The organism is Thermosinus carboxydivorans Nor1 (assembly GCF_000169155.1).
Lineage (GTDB): Bacteria > Bacillota > Negativicutes > Sporomusales > Thermosinaceae > Thermosinus > Thermosinus carboxydivorans.
The window spans coordinates 293,697-308,254 of the sequence record NZ_AAWL01000001.1 but is presented as its reverse complement, the minus strand read 5'-3'; the positions used below and the strand labels follow the sequence as shown (position 1 = coordinate 308,254).

The 14,558-nt window shown below is 56.6% G+C and carries 12 protein-coding genes; all 12 read left to right on the top strand.

Annotation, left to right across the window (positions count from 1 at the left end):
- Position 1: 1 nt before the first annotated feature.
- The 12 genes from gcvH (at position 2) to TCARDRAFT_RS01300 (ending at position 14,545) form a co-directional block, all read left to right on the top strand.
- Positions 2–388, top strand: a complete 387-nt coding sequence (gene gcvH, locus TCARDRAFT_RS01355; RefSeq protein ID WP_007288199.1) for a glycine cleavage system protein GcvH — start codon at positions 2–4, stop codon at positions 386–388.
- Positions 389–1,738, top strand: a complete 1,350-nt coding sequence (gene gcvPA, locus TCARDRAFT_RS01350; protein ID WP_007288198.1) for an aminomethyl-transferring glycine dehydrogenase subunit GcvPA — start codon at positions 389–391, stop codon at positions 1,736–1,738.
- Positions 1,735–3,204 carry an aminomethyl-transferring glycine dehydrogenase subunit GcvPB gene (gcvPB, locus tag TCARDRAFT_RS01345; protein WP_007288197.1) on the top strand — a complete coding sequence of 490 codons (1,470 nt, stop codon included), beginning with the start codon at positions 1,735–1,737 and terminating at the stop codon, positions 3,202–3,204. The genes gcvPA and gcvPB overlap by 4 nt, the downstream gene beginning before the upstream one ends.
- Complete coding sequence (locus TCARDRAFT_RS01340; protein ID WP_232199064.1) at positions 3,180–4,025, top strand: lipoate--protein ligase family protein; 846 nt, start codon at positions 3,180–3,182, stop codon at positions 4,023–4,025. The genes gcvPB and TCARDRAFT_RS01340 overlap by 25 nt, the downstream gene beginning before the upstream one ends.
- Positions 4,026–4,166: 141 nt before the next feature.
- Positions 4,167–5,810 carry a putative manganese-dependent inorganic diphosphatase gene (locus TCARDRAFT_RS01335; RefSeq protein ID WP_007288195.1) on the top strand — a complete coding sequence of 548 codons (1,644 nt, stop codon included), beginning with the start codon at positions 4,167–4,169 and terminating at the stop codon, positions 5,808–5,810.
- 118 nt (positions 5,811–5,928) lie between these two features.
- Positions 5,929–8,130 carry a DNA helicase PcrA gene (pcrA, locus tag TCARDRAFT_RS01330; RefSeq protein ID WP_007288194.1) on the top strand — a complete coding sequence of 734 codons (2,202 nt, stop codon included), beginning with the start codon at positions 5,929–5,931 and terminating at the stop codon, positions 8,128–8,130.
- Positions 8,131–8,143: 13 nt separating this feature from the next.
- A complete protein-coding gene (gene ligA / locus TCARDRAFT_RS01325; protein ID WP_007288193.1) occupies positions 8,144–10,165 on the top strand; it encodes an NAD-dependent DNA ligase LigA in 2,022 nt (673 codons plus the stop codon).
- Positions 10,166–10,243: 78 nt separating this feature from the next.
- On the top strand, positions 10,244–10,534 hold the full coding sequence (gatC, locus tag TCARDRAFT_RS01320; protein ID WP_007288192.1) for an Asp-tRNA(Asn)/Glu-tRNA(Gln) amidotransferase subunit GatC: 291 nt from the start codon (positions 10,244–10,246) through the stop codon (positions 10,532–10,534).
- A 10-nt stretch (positions 10,535–10,544) separates the two neighbouring features.
- Positions 10,545–12,008 carry an Asp-tRNA(Asn)/Glu-tRNA(Gln) amidotransferase subunit GatA gene (gene gatA, locus TCARDRAFT_RS01315; protein ID WP_007288191.1) on the top strand — a complete coding sequence of 488 codons (1,464 nt, stop codon included), beginning with the start codon at positions 10,545–10,547 and terminating at the stop codon, positions 12,006–12,008.
- 3 nt (positions 12,009–12,011) lie between these two features.
- Positions 12,012–13,445, top strand: a complete 1,434-nt coding sequence (gatB, locus tag TCARDRAFT_RS01310) for an Asp-tRNA(Asn)/Glu-tRNA(Gln) amidotransferase subunit GatB (RefSeq protein WP_007288190.1) — start codon at positions 12,012–12,014, stop codon at positions 13,443–13,445.
- A 148-nt stretch (positions 13,446–13,593) separates the two neighbouring features.
- Positions 13,594–14,274 (top strand): CPBP family intramembrane glutamic endopeptidase, encoded by a 681-nt coding sequence (locus TCARDRAFT_RS01305; RefSeq protein WP_007288189.1) that lies wholly within the window; start codon positions 13,594–13,596, stop codon positions 14,272–14,274.
- Positions 14,275–14,287: 13 nt separating this feature from the next.
- Complete coding sequence (locus tag TCARDRAFT_RS01300; protein WP_040682887.1) at positions 14,288–14,545, top strand: hypothetical protein; 258 nt, start codon at positions 14,288–14,290, stop codon at positions 14,543–14,545.
- Positions 14,546–14,558: the final 13 nt, after the last annotated feature.

Below are 14,558 nucleotides of genomic sequence, written 5' to 3'. Positions count from 1 at the left end.
TATGAATATCCCGCAGGAACTTAAGTACACCAAAGACCACGAGTGGGTTCGCGTCGAGGGGACGCGTGCGGTTGTGGGCATCACCGACTATGCCCAGCATGAGCTGGGAGATATCGTTTTTATCGAGGTGCCCGCCGTCGGCAAAAAAGTTAAGGCGCACGGCAATCTGTCCGTGGTCGAATCGGTTAAAGCCGTTTCCGATATTTATGCACCGGTCAGCGGTACGGTTGTGGAAGTGAACGAGGCGTTAAACGACCGTCCCGAAGTGGTCAACCAGGATCCCTACGGGGAAGGTTGGCTGGCCGTTATTGAACTGGACGATGCCTCCGAATTGGAGGGCCTGCTCAGCGCCGAGGACTACCGCGCGCTGACCGAGGGGGGAAAATAAATGGCCGGGCGCCATTATTTGCCCAACACCGAATCCGACCGGCAGGCCATGTTGGCGGCCATCGGCGTCAGCAGCGTCGATGAGCTCTTTCAGGATATTCCACCGGCGGTGCGGCTGGGCCGCCCGCTTAATTTGCCGCCGGCCCTGAGTGAACTGGAAGTGCTGCAGCTAATGCAGCAGCGCGCGGCCGAAAATGTCCATGTCGGTCAGATGCCTTGTTTTTTGGGAGCGGGCGCTTATGACCATTTTATTCCGGCGGTTGTATCTCACTTGGCCGGCCGCTCGGAATTTTACACCGCCTATACGCAGTATCAGCCGGAAATCAGCCAGGGCGGCCTGCAGGCTCTCTGGGAGTACCAGAGCTATATCTGCGAACTGACCGGCCTGGACGTATCAAATGCTTCGCTGTACGACGGGGCTACCGCCCTGGCGGAAGCGATGAACATGGCCTGTGGTGCTACCGGCCGCAGTAAAGTCGTAGTGAGCGCCGGGATCCATCCGTTTTATCGCCGCGTGCTGGCTACTTACGCCCGCGATCTCGGGTTTGAAATTATTACCGTGTCGACGGTGGACGGCCAAACGGACCGTGCGGCGCTCAAGGCAGCCGTTAACACGGAAGTGGCGGCCCTGCTTATGCAAAACCCGAACTTCTACGGTGTTGTGGAGGACATGGAGGGTATCGCCGATTTGGTGCACAGTCATGGCGGGTTGCTCGTTGCTTGCGTTAATCCTATTTCCCTTGCAATCCTAAAACCCCCGGGCGCTTACGGAGCCGACGTGGCGGTGGGCGAGGGACAGCCGCTGGGCCTAGGACTTAATTTTGGCGGGCCCTACCTTGGTTTTATGGCGGTGCGGGAGAAATACATGCGCCGCATGCCGGGGCGTATCGTCGGCCAGACCACTGATCTTGAGGGCAAGCGCGGCTTTGTGCTGACCCTCCAGGCGCGGGAACAGCATATCCGCCGCGAAAAGGCTTATTCCAATATTTGCTCCAATGAAGGATTGTGTGCCATTACCGCCGCCATTTACCTGTCAGCTTTGGGCAAGCAAGGCCTGGCGAAAGTGGCCCGTCTTTGCCTGCAGAAGGCGCACTACGCCGCCGGGCGCATCGCCTCTCTTCCCGGTTACCGTCTTGCCTACACCGCGCCCTTCTTCCATGAGTTCGTGGTGGAAACGCCGCTGCCGGCCGCGGAAATCAATGCCCGGCTTCAGGAAAAGGGCATCATCGGCGGCCTTGATCTAGCCACCGTGGAAGACGGGCCAGATAGCCGCATGCTGCTGTGCGTGACGGAGAAACGGACGAAAGCTGAAATCGACGCCCTTGTGGCGGTATTGGAGGGGATAAAATGAACCTGACGAACCGCAAGGCCCTGGTGTTTGAACTGAGTAAACCGGGCCGGATCGGCGCCGACCTGCCGGAGGCCGATGTGCCGGAGCAGGAACTGACCGCGCTCGTGCCGGCTGCGGCGCTGCGGGACAAAGAGCCCCAACTGCCGGAGATCAGCGAGGTAGACGTCGTTCGTCATTATACCGCCTTATCGCGGCGCAACTATGGCGTTGACAATGGTTTTTATCCGCTCGGTTCCTGCACCATGAAGTACAATCCGAAAGTGAACGAAGAGGCGGCTAAACTGCCGGGCTTCAGCAATATCCACCCGCTGCAGGATAGCAAGACCGTGCAAGGAGCCCTGGCCGTCATGTATGAACTGCAAAACTATCTGGCCGAAATTGCCGGCATGGACGCCTGCACCCTGCAGCCGGCGGCTGGCGCCCATGGCGAACTGACCGGCCTTAAAATCATCCGGGCATACCACGAAAGCCGCGGCGAGAAGCGGACCAAGGTCATTGTGCCCGACTCGGCCCACGGGACAAATCCGGCAACGGCCACTGTATGCGGCCTGGAGACGGTAGAAATTAAGTCCAATCCCGACGGCAGCGTCAATCTTGATGCCCTGCGGGCTGCCGTTGGCCCTGATACGGCGGCGCTCATGCTGACTAATCCCAGCACCCTGGGGCTTTTCGAGACGCAAATTATTGAGATTGCCAAAATCGTCCATGAGGCCGGCGCTCTCCTCTACTATGACGGCGCTAATGCCAACGCCATTTTGGGGATTACCCGCCCCGGCGACATGGGGTTTGATGTGGTCCACTTCAATCTTCATAAGACGTTTTCTACGCCGCACGGCGGCGGCGGGCCGGGTTCGGGACCGGTCGGCGTTAAGGAAAAACTTATTCCTTTCCTGCCGGTGCCGGTTATCGAGTTTGATGGAAAACGATACCGCCTGAATTACGACCGGCCCCAGACGATCGGCAAGGTTCACGGCTTTTACGGCAATTTCAGCGTCATGCTGCGGGCCTATACCTACATCCGCACGATGGGACCGGACGGTCTCCGTCAGGTCAGCGAGGATGCCGTTCTTAACGCCAACTATGTTATGCGTGCCCTGGCGCCGTACTATAAGCTGCCCTTTGATCGCCACTGCATGCATGAATGCGTGTTCGCTGGACTCAAGGAGCACGCCCCGGAGGTTAAAACCCTTGATGTGGCCAAACGCATTCTGGACTATGGCTATCATCCGCCCACCATCTATTTTCCGTTAATCGTTCATGACGCGCTGATGATTGAACCTACCGAGACGGAGAGTAAGGAGACCTTGGATGAGTTTATCGCCGTCATGAAAGAAATTGCCCGCGAGGCGGTTGAGCAGCCCGAGCTGGTAACCGGCGCGCCGCGAACCACAGTGGTGCGGCGGCTGGACGAAGCAACGGCCGCCCGCAAGCCGGTGGTACGGTGGAAGGAACCGCTTACGCCATGAAATGGCGGGTGATATTTGACAGTCCTCGCGATGCCAGGCACAATATGGCTGTTGATGAGGCCATTCTCCGCTGTCATGCCGCAGGGGCGGTGCCGCCGACGCTGCGCTTCTACACCTGGCAGCCGCCGGCGCTCAGTATCGGTTATTTTCAAAAAGCGCACGCCGAAGTGGATGTAGATGCCTGCCGCGCCCGGGGAATCGACTTTGTCCGGCGCATTACCGGCGGGCGGGCCGTCCTGCATGACCGTGAACTTACCTATAGCGTCGTCGTCCGCGAGGACCACCCGCTATTGCCGCCCACCTTGCTCGGCTCCTACCGCATTCTAAGCCAGGGCTTAATCGCCGGTCTGCATGCCCTTGGCGTACCGGCCGAGATGTCGCTGCCGGGCGCGGCCTTTGGGCAAACGGCGCGGCTGCCGAAAAACGGCGCTTGTTTTGACGCGCCTTCTTTCTATGAAATTACTGCTGGTCGCAAGAAACTGCTTGGCAGCGCTCAGGTGCGCAAAGAAGGGGCGCTGCTGCAGCATGGCTCGCTGCTCTTTGACTTTGACCCGTCCGCGCTGACCAGTCTCTTAAAGTTTCATGACGACGGCGAACGGGAGCGCTGTGAAAAAGTGCTGCAGGCCAAAGCGACATCGCTGCGCCACATCCTGGGTACCGTGCCGGACACTGCGGCCGTGGCCCGCATCATGGCCGGTGAGTTCGGCCGGGCGCTTGGGCTTACGCTGGAAGAGGGACGGTTGACGGCAGAGGAAGAAGCGCTGGCGGAGCGACTGGCAGTCGAAAAATTCGGCGCCGACAGTTGGAACTTTAGTAAATAAAGCCGTTTTGGGGCGTGCCGGCTTGACCGGGCGCACCGTTTAGCGTTACGATAGACTTTGGTCGTGTTGGTCGGCCAGAGTCTTCTTTTTCATTTTAGATATAATACTGCGGAAGAGTTACCAGGAAGCAAGGAGGACCCTATGGCGAAACCTGTGTATGTGATCGGACATCGTAGCCCCGACACCGATTCCATCTGCTCCGCCATTGGCTATGCCCATTTGAAGCAGGCCCTTGGTGAGTCCGCCGTACCGGCCAGAGCGGGCAAGATCAATGCGGAGACGAAGTTTGTCCTGGAATATTTCGGCGTTAAAATGCCGGCGCTAATTAATGACTTTTATCCCCGCGTCAAAGATATTATGACCGATCGCGTGGTGACGGTCAGTCCCCAAAGTACTGTGCGCGAGTTGGGCCAACTAATGAAGCAGCATAATGTTAAGTCCGTCCCGGTGGTGGAAAGCGGCAGCACCCTGGTCGGTATCGTCACGGTCGGCGATTTAGCGAAACGCTACTTTGACGAACTGGAAATGCAGGACTTATCCGAGGCTGGCGTAGACTATGCCAGCGTGCTCAGGGCGCTGGACGGCCGGCTGGTCTGCGGTCAGGATCTCGATCGGCCGGTAACTGGCAAAGTGCGGATTGCGGGGGCGCGGACGCAGACGATGGCTCAATTGGTAGAACCGGGCGACATTGTGCTGGTAGGCGACCGGAATAAGGCTCAACTAGTCTCTATTGAACAAGGCATCGCCTGCCTGGTAGTAACCGGCGGCGCCGCGGTTACGGACGCGGTAGAGCAGTCTGCCCGTAGCCGGGGCGTGATTATTATTAGCACTCCTTATGATACTTACACATGTGCCCGGCTGATCAACCAGAGCATTCCGGTGCGCATGATAATGCAGACCAAGGTGGTCGTGTTTAAGCCTACGGACTTAGTAGCCGATATCAAAAGCGTCATCGTAGCCACCAATCATCGTAATTATCCGGTAGTGGAAAACGGACGCCTTATCGGACTGATCAATCGGGATCGTCTGATCGTGCCCGAGCGGGAAAAGGTCATCCTGGTAGACCATAATGAGCCGGGCCAGGCAGCAGAGGGTATTGAAGAAGCCCAGATTGTCGAGATTATTGATCATCATCGTCTGGGCGGGTTGGAAACAAGTGAGCCTATTTTCATTTGCCACGAACCGGTAGGAGCGACGGCTACCATCGTGGCCAACATGTACTGGCACCGCCATATCGATATTCCTTCGCAAATTGCCGGACTGCTGCTAGCCGCTATTCTTTCCGACACACTGCTGTTTAAATCGCCGACGGCTACGCCTAAAGACCGGGAGACAGCTGAGAAGCTGGCAGCAGCAGCCGGGCTGGATATTCAGGAGTTTGGCCGGGCAGTCTTGAAGGCGGGATCAAGTATTGCCGGCTTGACTCCGGCCGAGTTGATCCAGAGCGATCTCAAAGAGTTTTTGATTGGCGAATACCGGGTTGCGATTGCCCAGGTTTCGGTGATGGAGCCGGCCGAGCTGCTGGGCTTAAAGGACGAACTACTGCAGGCGATGCAGTCGCTGCGGGCCAAAGAAAACTACGATTTGGTGCTGCTCATGATCACCGACATCTTAAGCGAAGCCACCCATCTTGTCTTTGTGGGCCAGCCGGCGGCACTGGTTAGCCAGGCTTTTGGCCAGCCGGCTCGCGATGGGGTACTTTATTTGCCTGGCGTCATGTCCCGGAAAAAACAGGTTGTGCCGCCCCTAATCGAGGCGGCGCGTGCAAAAGTTGGCGCCCCGTAAGGGTCGCCGCTTTTTTATCTTGAGGGAAACCCCAAAATCGACAGGAAAAGCGCGCTTTGTGGAGAAAATACTTATGTTTATGTTTGTGGATAATGTTGCCTGATAACCGGGAGGAAAAATGCGAAACCTATTCGATAGATTGAACGAGAAACAGCTAGAAGCCGTCACCCATATCAACGGGCCGCTTTTGGTACTGGCCGGAGCAGGGTCAGGCAAAACACGGGTTTTGACTTGCCGCATAGCCTATCTGCTTGAACAAGGTGTGCGGCCGTATAACATTTTGGCGATTACCTTTACCAATAAGGCGGCCGCCGAGATGCGCGAGCGGGTCAACGCGATGGTGGGCATACAGGCCAAAGAAGTGTGGCTGAGCACTTTTCACGCCTTTTGCGCCCGCTTTTTGCGCATGGAAATCGATCATTTGGCAGGGTTTAATCGTAACTTTGTCATTTATGATGCGTCCGATGCCTTGGCTTTGATAAAAAGCTGCCTGAAAGAACTCAACCTGGACGAAAAACATTTTTCGCCCTCCGGCCTGCAGGCCGCTATTTCTAACGCCAAAAATGCCCTGCAGGACGCGACAGACTTTGCGGCGCAGGCGGATAATTTTTATGGACAAAAGGTGGCCGAAGTCTATCGTCTCTATCAGCAGAAACTGCAGCAAAACAATGCGGTTGACTTTGACGACCTGCTGCTATTGGCCGTCCGCTTGCTGGAAAGAAATGAGGAGGTACGCCGCCGCTACCAGGATAAATTTCAGTACATCCTGATTGATGAGTACCAGGATACGAACCGGGCGCAGTATTTGCTCGCCCGGCTTTTAGCCGCTAAACACCGCAACATCTGCGTGGTGGGCGACGCCGACCAGAGCATTTACGCCTGGCGGGGCGCCGACATTCGCAACATCCTTGATTTTGAGGCCGATTATCCCGATGCCAAAGTTATCAAATTAGAGCAAAACTACCGTTCAACCCAGACCATTCTCGCTGCCGCCAACGCTGTGATCGAAAACAACACCGGCCGCAAGCCCAAGGCGCTGTGGACGGAAAACTCCCGTGGCGAGCCGATAACCCATTATCTGGCCTTTGATGAACGGGACGAAGCCCGGTTTATTGCGGATACCGTCACTAAACTCCATACGGTGTATCGCGCGTCTTATGGTAGTATGGCGGTATTGTACCGCACCAACGCTCAGTCGCGTGTCATCGAAGAAGCCTTGATGAGAAACGGTATTCCCTACACCATTGTGGGCGGCGTCAAGTTCTATGACCGTAAAGAAATCAAGGATATCCTGGCATATTTGCGCGTCATCTTGAACCCGGCCGATGCGGTCAGTCTGCTGCGCATCATCAATGTGCCGCGGCGGGGCGTTGGCGATGCGACGATTGCCCGCCTGACCGATTATGCCGCGCAAAACGGAATTTCCCTTTTTGATGTGGTGTCCAATCCCGACATGGTGCCCGGTTTGACGGCGCGGGCCAAGCGGCCGCTCGAAAATCTCGCCGAACTAATTTTTAACCTGATTGCCGTTAAAGACCAGTTGCCGGTAGCTGACTTAATTGAACGAGTGATGCAGGATTCGGGCTATCTGGCCGAACTGGAAAAAGAGCAGACGCCGCAGGCCGATGGACGTATCGAGAACCTGCGGGAACTTTTGTCTGTCGCCAAAGAGTTTGCCACAACTGCCGCCGAAGACACCCTGGAAAACTTTCTGGCCCATGTGGCGCTGGTGTCCGACATCGATACGGCGGAACTGGCGGACGAGCGGGTAACGCTGATGACTCTCCATTCGGCCAAGGGACTGGAATTTCCCTATGTTTTCCTGGCCGGCATGGAGGAAGGAATTTTTCCGCACAGCCGGACCTTGATGGACGAAGAAGAGATCGAGGAAGAGCGACGGCTGTGCTATGTAGGCATCACGCGGGCTGAGCGCAAACTGTATCTAACCAACGCTCGACTGCGCACAATTTATGGCAACACGGTCATGTATCCTCCGTCCCGTTTCTTGGCCGAAATCCCGGCAGAACTATTCGAGCGGCATGGCGGCCCTGCGCGTCAGACTGCCGCCGGTGCAGCCGTTAGTCCTGCGCCAGCGGCAACGCCTCGCCCGGCGCCGGTCAGACCGTCGGCCGCTGCCGTCAGCCGCCCGTCCGCACGGGAGTGGCGGGTCGGAGATAAAGCGCAGCACGCCAAATGGGGAGTGGGGACGATTGTGGCCGTGCGCGGCAGTGGTGACAACCAGGAAGTGCATGTTGCCTTTCCCGGGCAGGGAGTGAAGCAATTGATGGTTAAATTTGCCCCCCTGACGAAAGTTGAGTAACGGAGGACTGAGTATGCAAGCGGCTATTCCCGCCACGCTGGAGCAAGCCGCCCGCGAGGCTGAACAGCTGCGGCGGCAGATCCATTATCACAATCACCGGTACTATGTGCTTGACGCACCGGAAATCAGCGATGCTGAGTTTGATGCGCTGATGCGGCGCTTGATTGCCATCGAAGAGGCCTATCCGTCGCTTATCACGCCTGATTCGCCTACCCAGCGCGTGGGCGGCGCACCGGCCGAAGGCTTTGACCGGACTCTTCACCTGACGCCGATGCTCAGTTTGGCGAATGCTTTTTCTGCTGAAGACCTGCGGGCTTTTGACAACCGGGTCCGGAGCGGTCTGGGCGTAGATAAAGCAGAGTATGTCGTTGAACTAAAAATTGACGGTTTGGCAGTCAATCTTGTGTACGAAGCCGGCCGCCTGGTGCGGGGAGCAACCCGCGGCGACGGGCAGTACGGCGAAGACGTGACGGCCAATGTCCGCACCATCCGGTCGGTGCCGCTAGTATTGCCGGTTAATGACCCTCCGGCTCTACTGGAAGTGCGCGGCGAGGTTTATATGCCCCGGCGGGAATTTGACCGACTGAATGAGGAGCGGCAAGCAGCCGGGGAGGCGCTCTTTGCCAATCCGCGCAACGCGGCGGCCGGTTCGCTCCGCCAGTTGGATCCGCGTGTTACGGCCCAGCGGGCGCTCGATATTTTTGTCTATGCAACCGGCCGGCGCGAAGGTCTGAATATGGAAACTCATGCTCAAACGCTGGAAACGTTGGCGGCGCTTGGGTTTAAGGTTAATCCCCATTATCGCGTTTTCGGCAGCATTGAGGAAGTAATTGACTACTGTTACAGCTGGAACGAGCGACGCGTCGATCTGCCCTATGATATTGACGGCTTGGTCATCAAGCTGAACAGTCTGGCCGGCCAAGCGCGGCTCGGGGCAACGGCCAAAGACCCGCGCTGGGCCATTGCTTTCAAATTTCCGGCTGAGCAGGCGACGACCATTGTCGAGGACATCTTTGTCCGGGTGGGCCGCACCGGCGTGTTGACGCCGACGGCCCAGCTCAGGCCGGTCCGATTAGCCGGCTCGACCGTAAGCCGGGCGACGCTCCATAACGAAGACTATATCCGCGACAAAGACATCCGCATTGGCGACACCGTCATAATTCACAAGGCCGGCGAGGTCATTCCCGAAGTGGTAGCGGTAGTGGCATCCCGGCGCAATGGGAGTGAGCGGCCGTTTGTCATGCCCGACCGGTGTCCCGAATGCGGCAGCCCTGTTGTTCGCGAACCGGGCGAAGCGGCGCATAAGTGCGTTAATTCCGCCTGCCCGGCTATGCTGCGCGAGGGGCTCATCCATTTTGTCTCTCGCGATGCGATGAATATCGAAGGCCTGGGGCCGGCCGTCATTGGCAGCCTACTGGATGCCGGTCTGGTCCGCGATGCCGCCGACCTGTACGCTCTCCGCTTTGACGACCTGACGAAACTTGACCGCATGGGGCCCAAGTCGGCGCAAAATCTGCTCCAGGCTATCGAGGCCAGCAAGGAGGCCGGTCTGGCCCGCCTGCTCTTTGCCCTGGGAATCCGCTTTGTCGGGGCCAAAGCCGCGGGGACGCTGGCTCGCCACTTTGGCAGCATCCATGCCTTGGAACGGGCTACGGTGGAGGAATTGATGGCGCTGGAAGAAATCGGCCCCAAGATTGCCGAAAGCGTCGCCAACTATTTTGCCGACCCGCAGAACATTGCCCTGGTACGCAAACTGGAAGCGGCCGGGGTGAAAGTGACGGAGGAGCGGCCTGCGGCTAAGCGGCAGACGCTGGCCGGTATCACTTTTGTCCTCACCGGGACGCTCGCGACCATGACCCGGGCCGAGGCGACGGAGCTCATCGAGAGCCGGGGCGGCAAGGTTTCTTCTTCGGTCAGCAAAAAGACCAATTATGTTGTCGCCGGCGAGGAAGCAGGCAGTAAGCTGGATAAGGCGCGCGAGCTCGGCATTCCCGTCTTGACCGAGGGTGAATTCAAAAAGCTGCTGGAAGCCTAATCACCAGTTTTCGCTAAATTTGGACAGGTATGGTATAATATAAACTATGCGAACTTTTGCGATTGGATGGTGAAGGAAATGAAAATTTCGCGCAAAGACGTTGAGCAGGTGGCGTTACTATCCCGTTTGGAAATTAGCGACCAGGAAGCCGAACGCTTTACGCAGCAGCTTAACGCGATTTTAGAATATATGGACGTGCTGAACAAGGTAGATACCGAGGGCATTGAACCGACCGCCCACGTTCTTCCCCTGAAAAACGTGCTGCGCGAGGACCGGGTCCAGCCGTCTCTCGACCGCCGCCTCGCCCTGAGTAATGCACCGGAAGAGGAAGAGGGCTACTTTAAGGTGCCCAAAATTTTGGAAGGTTAGGGGGAGTACCGTGAAACTGTATCAATATACCGCGCATGCGCTGCATGAAAAACTGCTAAAGAAAGAAGTGTCAGCCCGCGAAATCACCGAAGCCGTATTTGGCCGCATCGATGCGGTTGAGGGCGAAATTCGGGCCTACATTACCCAGACGCGCGAGCAGGCCTTGGAGCAGGCGCAAAAAGTGGATGAGAAAATTCGCCGGGGCGAAAAGATTAGTCCCCTTGCCGGCCTTCCCGGCGCCATAAAGGACAATATCTGCACGAAAGGGATAAAAACGACCTGTGGCTCTAAAATATTGGCCAATTTTGTCCCTCCCTACGACGCTACCGTTATGGTTAAATTAGCCGCCAACGACGCCGTTATTGCCGGTAAAGCGAATATGGACGAGTTTGCCATGGGCAGTTCGACGGAAAACTCCGCCTTTTTCGCTTCGCGCAACCCGTGGGATACAGCGGCTGTCCCCGGCGGCTCGAGCGGCGGGTCGGCGGCGGCCGTAGCCGCCGGTGAAGCCGTTTGGGCGCTGGGTTCGGATACGGGCGGTTCAATCCGCCAGCCTGCCGCTTACTGCGGTGTTGTCGGCCTCAAACCCACCTATGGCCTGGTATCCCGGTTTGGCCTGGTCGCTTATGCCTCGTCGCTCGACCAAATCGGTCCCATCACCCGGGATGTTACTGACTGCGCTCTGGTACTGAACGTTATCGCCGGCCATGATGCTCATGACTCCACCTCCATCCGGACGGACGTACCTGACTATACCACGGCGCTTGTTCCTGATGTCAAAGGCCTGAAAATCGGCCTGCCGAAGGAATATTTCGTCGCCGGCCTGGACAGCGCCGTCGAACAGGCCGTGCGCCGGGCCGTCGACCAGTTTCGGGCGATGGGCGCTGAAATCGTCGAAGTTTCCATGCCCCATACCGAGTATGCCTTAGCCGTTTACTATCTGATTGCTCCAGCCGAGGCCAGCTCCAACCTGGCGCGGTACGATGGCGTGGGCTTTGGTTATCGCGCCGAAGGCAATGACATTGTTTCCATGTATAAACGGACACGCAGCGAAGGGTTTGGCGCTGAAGTCAAGCGGCGGATTATGCTGGGTACTTATGCCCTCAGTTCGGGGTATTATGATGCTTACTACAATAAGGCGCTAAAAGTGCGGACGCTGGTTAAGCGGAATTTCGACCGGGCCTTTGAACAAGTCGATGTGCTGATCACGCCGACAGCGCCTACCACGGCGTTTAAAGCGGGGGAAAAAGTCAACGATCCGCTGGCCATGTATTTGCAGGACATTTTCACCATCCCGGTCAACCTGGCCGGCGTGCCGGCCATTTCGCTGCCTTGCGGTTTTGCTGGCAACCTGCCCATTGGCCTGCAGCTCATTGGCAAGCCGTTGGGCGAGGCGACCATTTTGCGCGCCGCCTACGCGTTTGAGCAGAATAATGATTACTACAAGCGCCTGGCGCCGCTGGGGGAGGTTTAAGCCATGGATTACGAAATTGTCATTGGCCTGGAAGTTCATACCGAACTTAAAACCAATTCCAAAATTTTTTGTGGCTGCAGCACCAAGTTCGGCGCCGAGCAGAATACCAATGTCTGCCCGGTCTGTCTTGGCTTGCCGGGAGTACTGCCGGTTCTCAACCAAAAAGTGCTGGAGTTCGCGATCCGCACCGGTTTGGCGCTAAACTGCCAAATCTTGCCGTTCAGCAAGTTTGACCGCAAAAACTACTATTATCCCGACCTGCCGAAAAACTATCAGATTTCCCAATATGACTTACCCATCGCCGTTAACGGCTACCTGGATATTGAGGTGAATGGCGAGGTTAAGCGCATCGGCATTACCCGTGTACATATGGAGGAAGATGCCGGTAAGCTGGTTCACGCCGGTACCATTGCCAACGCCGATTACGCGCTGGTTGACTATAACCGTACCGGTGTCCCTTTGCTGGAAATTGTTTCCGAACCGGATATCCGCTCGCCAGAAGAGGCAAAAGCCTATCTGGAGAAACTCAAAGCCATTCTGCAGTATATTGACGTGTCAGACTGCAAGATGGAGGAAGGGAGTCTCCGCTGCGACGCCAACATTTCCCTCCGGCCGCGGGGGTCCGCCCAATTTGGCACCAAGACAGAAATCAAAAACCTCAATTCGTTCCGGGCCGTCCAGCGCGGGCTGGAGTATGAAGCGGCCCGGCAGGCCCAAATCCTGGACGAAGGGGGCACCATCGTCCAGGAAACCCGTTCCTGGGACGAGGGAAGAGGGATTACACTTTCCCTCCGCAGCAAAGAGCAGGCCCATGACTATCGGTATTTTCCCGATCCTGATCTGGTGCCGATCGTTGTTGACCCCGCGTGGGTGGAAGAGATCCGCCGCAGCTTGCCCGAGCTGCCCGATGCGCGCAAAAAGCGCCTAATGGACAGCTATGGCCTTTCTGCCTATGACGCCGATATTATTACTGCCAGCCGGGCCATGGCTGATTATTTCGATGCAGTAGTGGCCCATGAAGTAGACCCCAAGGCCGCTGCCAACTGGTTGATGGGCGAAGTGGCCAAGCACCTCAATGCCCAAAACATTGATATTACCGACTGCCCGATCAAGCCGCAGGATTTGGCCGGAATGCTGAAACTGATTGATAAGGGGACAATTTCGGGTAAGATTGCCAAGACGGTATTTGAGGAGATGTGGACCAGCGGCAAGGACGCCGAGACCATCGTGAAAGAGAAAGGTTTAGTTCAGATTACCGACGAGAGTGCCATTGTGGCCGTGGTCGAGGCCGTTATCGCCGCCAATCCGCAGTCGGTGGCCGACTACAAGGCCGGCAAGGAACGGGCGCTCGGCTTTCTGGTCGGGCAGGTAATGAAACAGACAAAAGGCCGGGCCAATCCCGAACTGGTGAACAAGTTGCTGCGCGAACGGCTGTAGCCGCTGATTTTATTCATCCGCCCAACCTTATAACATAGTAAACTAATTTTTCCAACAGGAGCGCCGTGGTGGCGCTCCTGTTTTTGTGCATGAAAGCAAAGATGCTCGCGCATAATGGTACTGTTACGCTAAAAAAAGAGGGAATGTTATGTTGCCGGAGCAGGTGCCATGGGGTTTAAAAGAGGTACTGCTTGTCCATGTTTTGCGGCTGGTGACCGGGCTAATTCTCGTGCGGGGAGCGTTTCCGCTATTTTTTGTCGCCAGTCCTTTAGTTATTGAAGCAACCGACCGGCTGTTGGTGTTGGCCCTGGTCGGGCTGGTTATTCACCGGCATGGCGCCAAGTGGCAAGAATGGGGTGTTTCTTTCCGGCACGGCGTGCAAAACAGCCTGCGCGGGCTGGCCGGTGGCGCCGTCTTACTCGGCATCAGCCTTTACAGCGAGCGGCTCTATGTTTCTGTTTTTTTTGCTATGCCGGCGCAGCACCCTTTGATTGTGCAGGTGCAAAACGCCGCCACGTGGCGTGACTTGGCCGTCCCGCTGTTTTTAGCCGCACTGGCGGCGCCGGTCATGGAAGAAGCATTATATCGGCTGCTGACCTTTCCGGCGCTTACAGCCCGCTTCGGCTTATGGGGCGGCGCACTGGGCAGTGCCGCTATCTTTGCCTTCTTTCATTTTAATGTTTACTGGTTGGCGGAGATGATGGTAGTCGGCGTTGGATTGGCCTTGCTGTATTATTGGACTGGGTCGCTAATCAGTGCCGTTGTTGCCCACTCTTTTATCAATACCAGCAAAATCCTTATGTTGTTCTTAGGTATACCACTAGTCTAACGAGGTGAAAAACATGCCGCAGTGCAAAAAATGTGGAAATCGTCGTCTATTCGGTTCCAGCAAAGTTCCGTCGGTTGTACCCTATACAAACGGGCCCGTCTCGGGGATCATCGGCCACTTTCATACGGCCGGCGAGGTAGAAACCATTACCAGTATGGGAGTTGATAAAGAAATCACTACTTTGGCGTTTCGGCGGCCGGAAGACTACTTCGACCTGTGTTTGGAATGCGGTAGCCCGGATTTGGAGTGGTCAGGGTCAAGAGGTATTTGAATAGAATATAACG

Coding starts and splice junctions, on each gene's coding strand:
- gcvH (WP_007288199.1), top strand. CDS start 2: ATGAATATCCCGCAGGAACTTAAGTACACCAAAGACCACGAGTGGGTT.
- gcvPA (WP_007288198.1), top strand. CDS start 389: ATGGCCGGGCGCCATTATTTGCCCAACACCGAATCCGACCGGCAGGCC.
- gcvPB (WP_007288197.1), top strand. CDS start 1,735: ATGAACCTGACGAACCGCAAGGCCCTGGTGTTTGAACTGAGTAAACCG.
- TCARDRAFT_RS01335 (WP_007288195.1), top strand. CDS start 4,167: ATGGCGAAACCTGTGTATGTGATCGGACATCGTAGCCCCGACACCGAT.
- pcrA (WP_007288194.1), top strand. CDS start 5,929: ATGCGAAACCTATTCGATAGATTGAACGAGAAACAGCTAGAAGCCGTC.
- ligA (WP_007288193.1), top strand. CDS start 8,144: ATGCAAGCGGCTATTCCCGCCACGCTGGAGCAAGCCGCCCGCGAGGCT.
- gatC (WP_007288192.1), top strand. CDS start 10,244: ATGAAAATTTCGCGCAAAGACGTTGAGCAGGTGGCGTTACTATCCCGT.
- gatB (WP_007288190.1), top strand. CDS start 12,012: ATGGATTACGAAATTGTCATTGGCCTGGAAGTTCATACCGAACTTAAA.
- TCARDRAFT_RS01305 (WP_007288189.1), top strand. CDS start 13,594: ATGTTGCCGGAGCAGGTGCCATGGGGTTTAAAAGAGGTACTGCTTGTC.
- TCARDRAFT_RS01300 (WP_040682887.1), top strand. CDS start 14,288: ATGCCGCAGTGCAAAAAATGTGGAAATCGTCGTCTATTCGGTTCCAGC.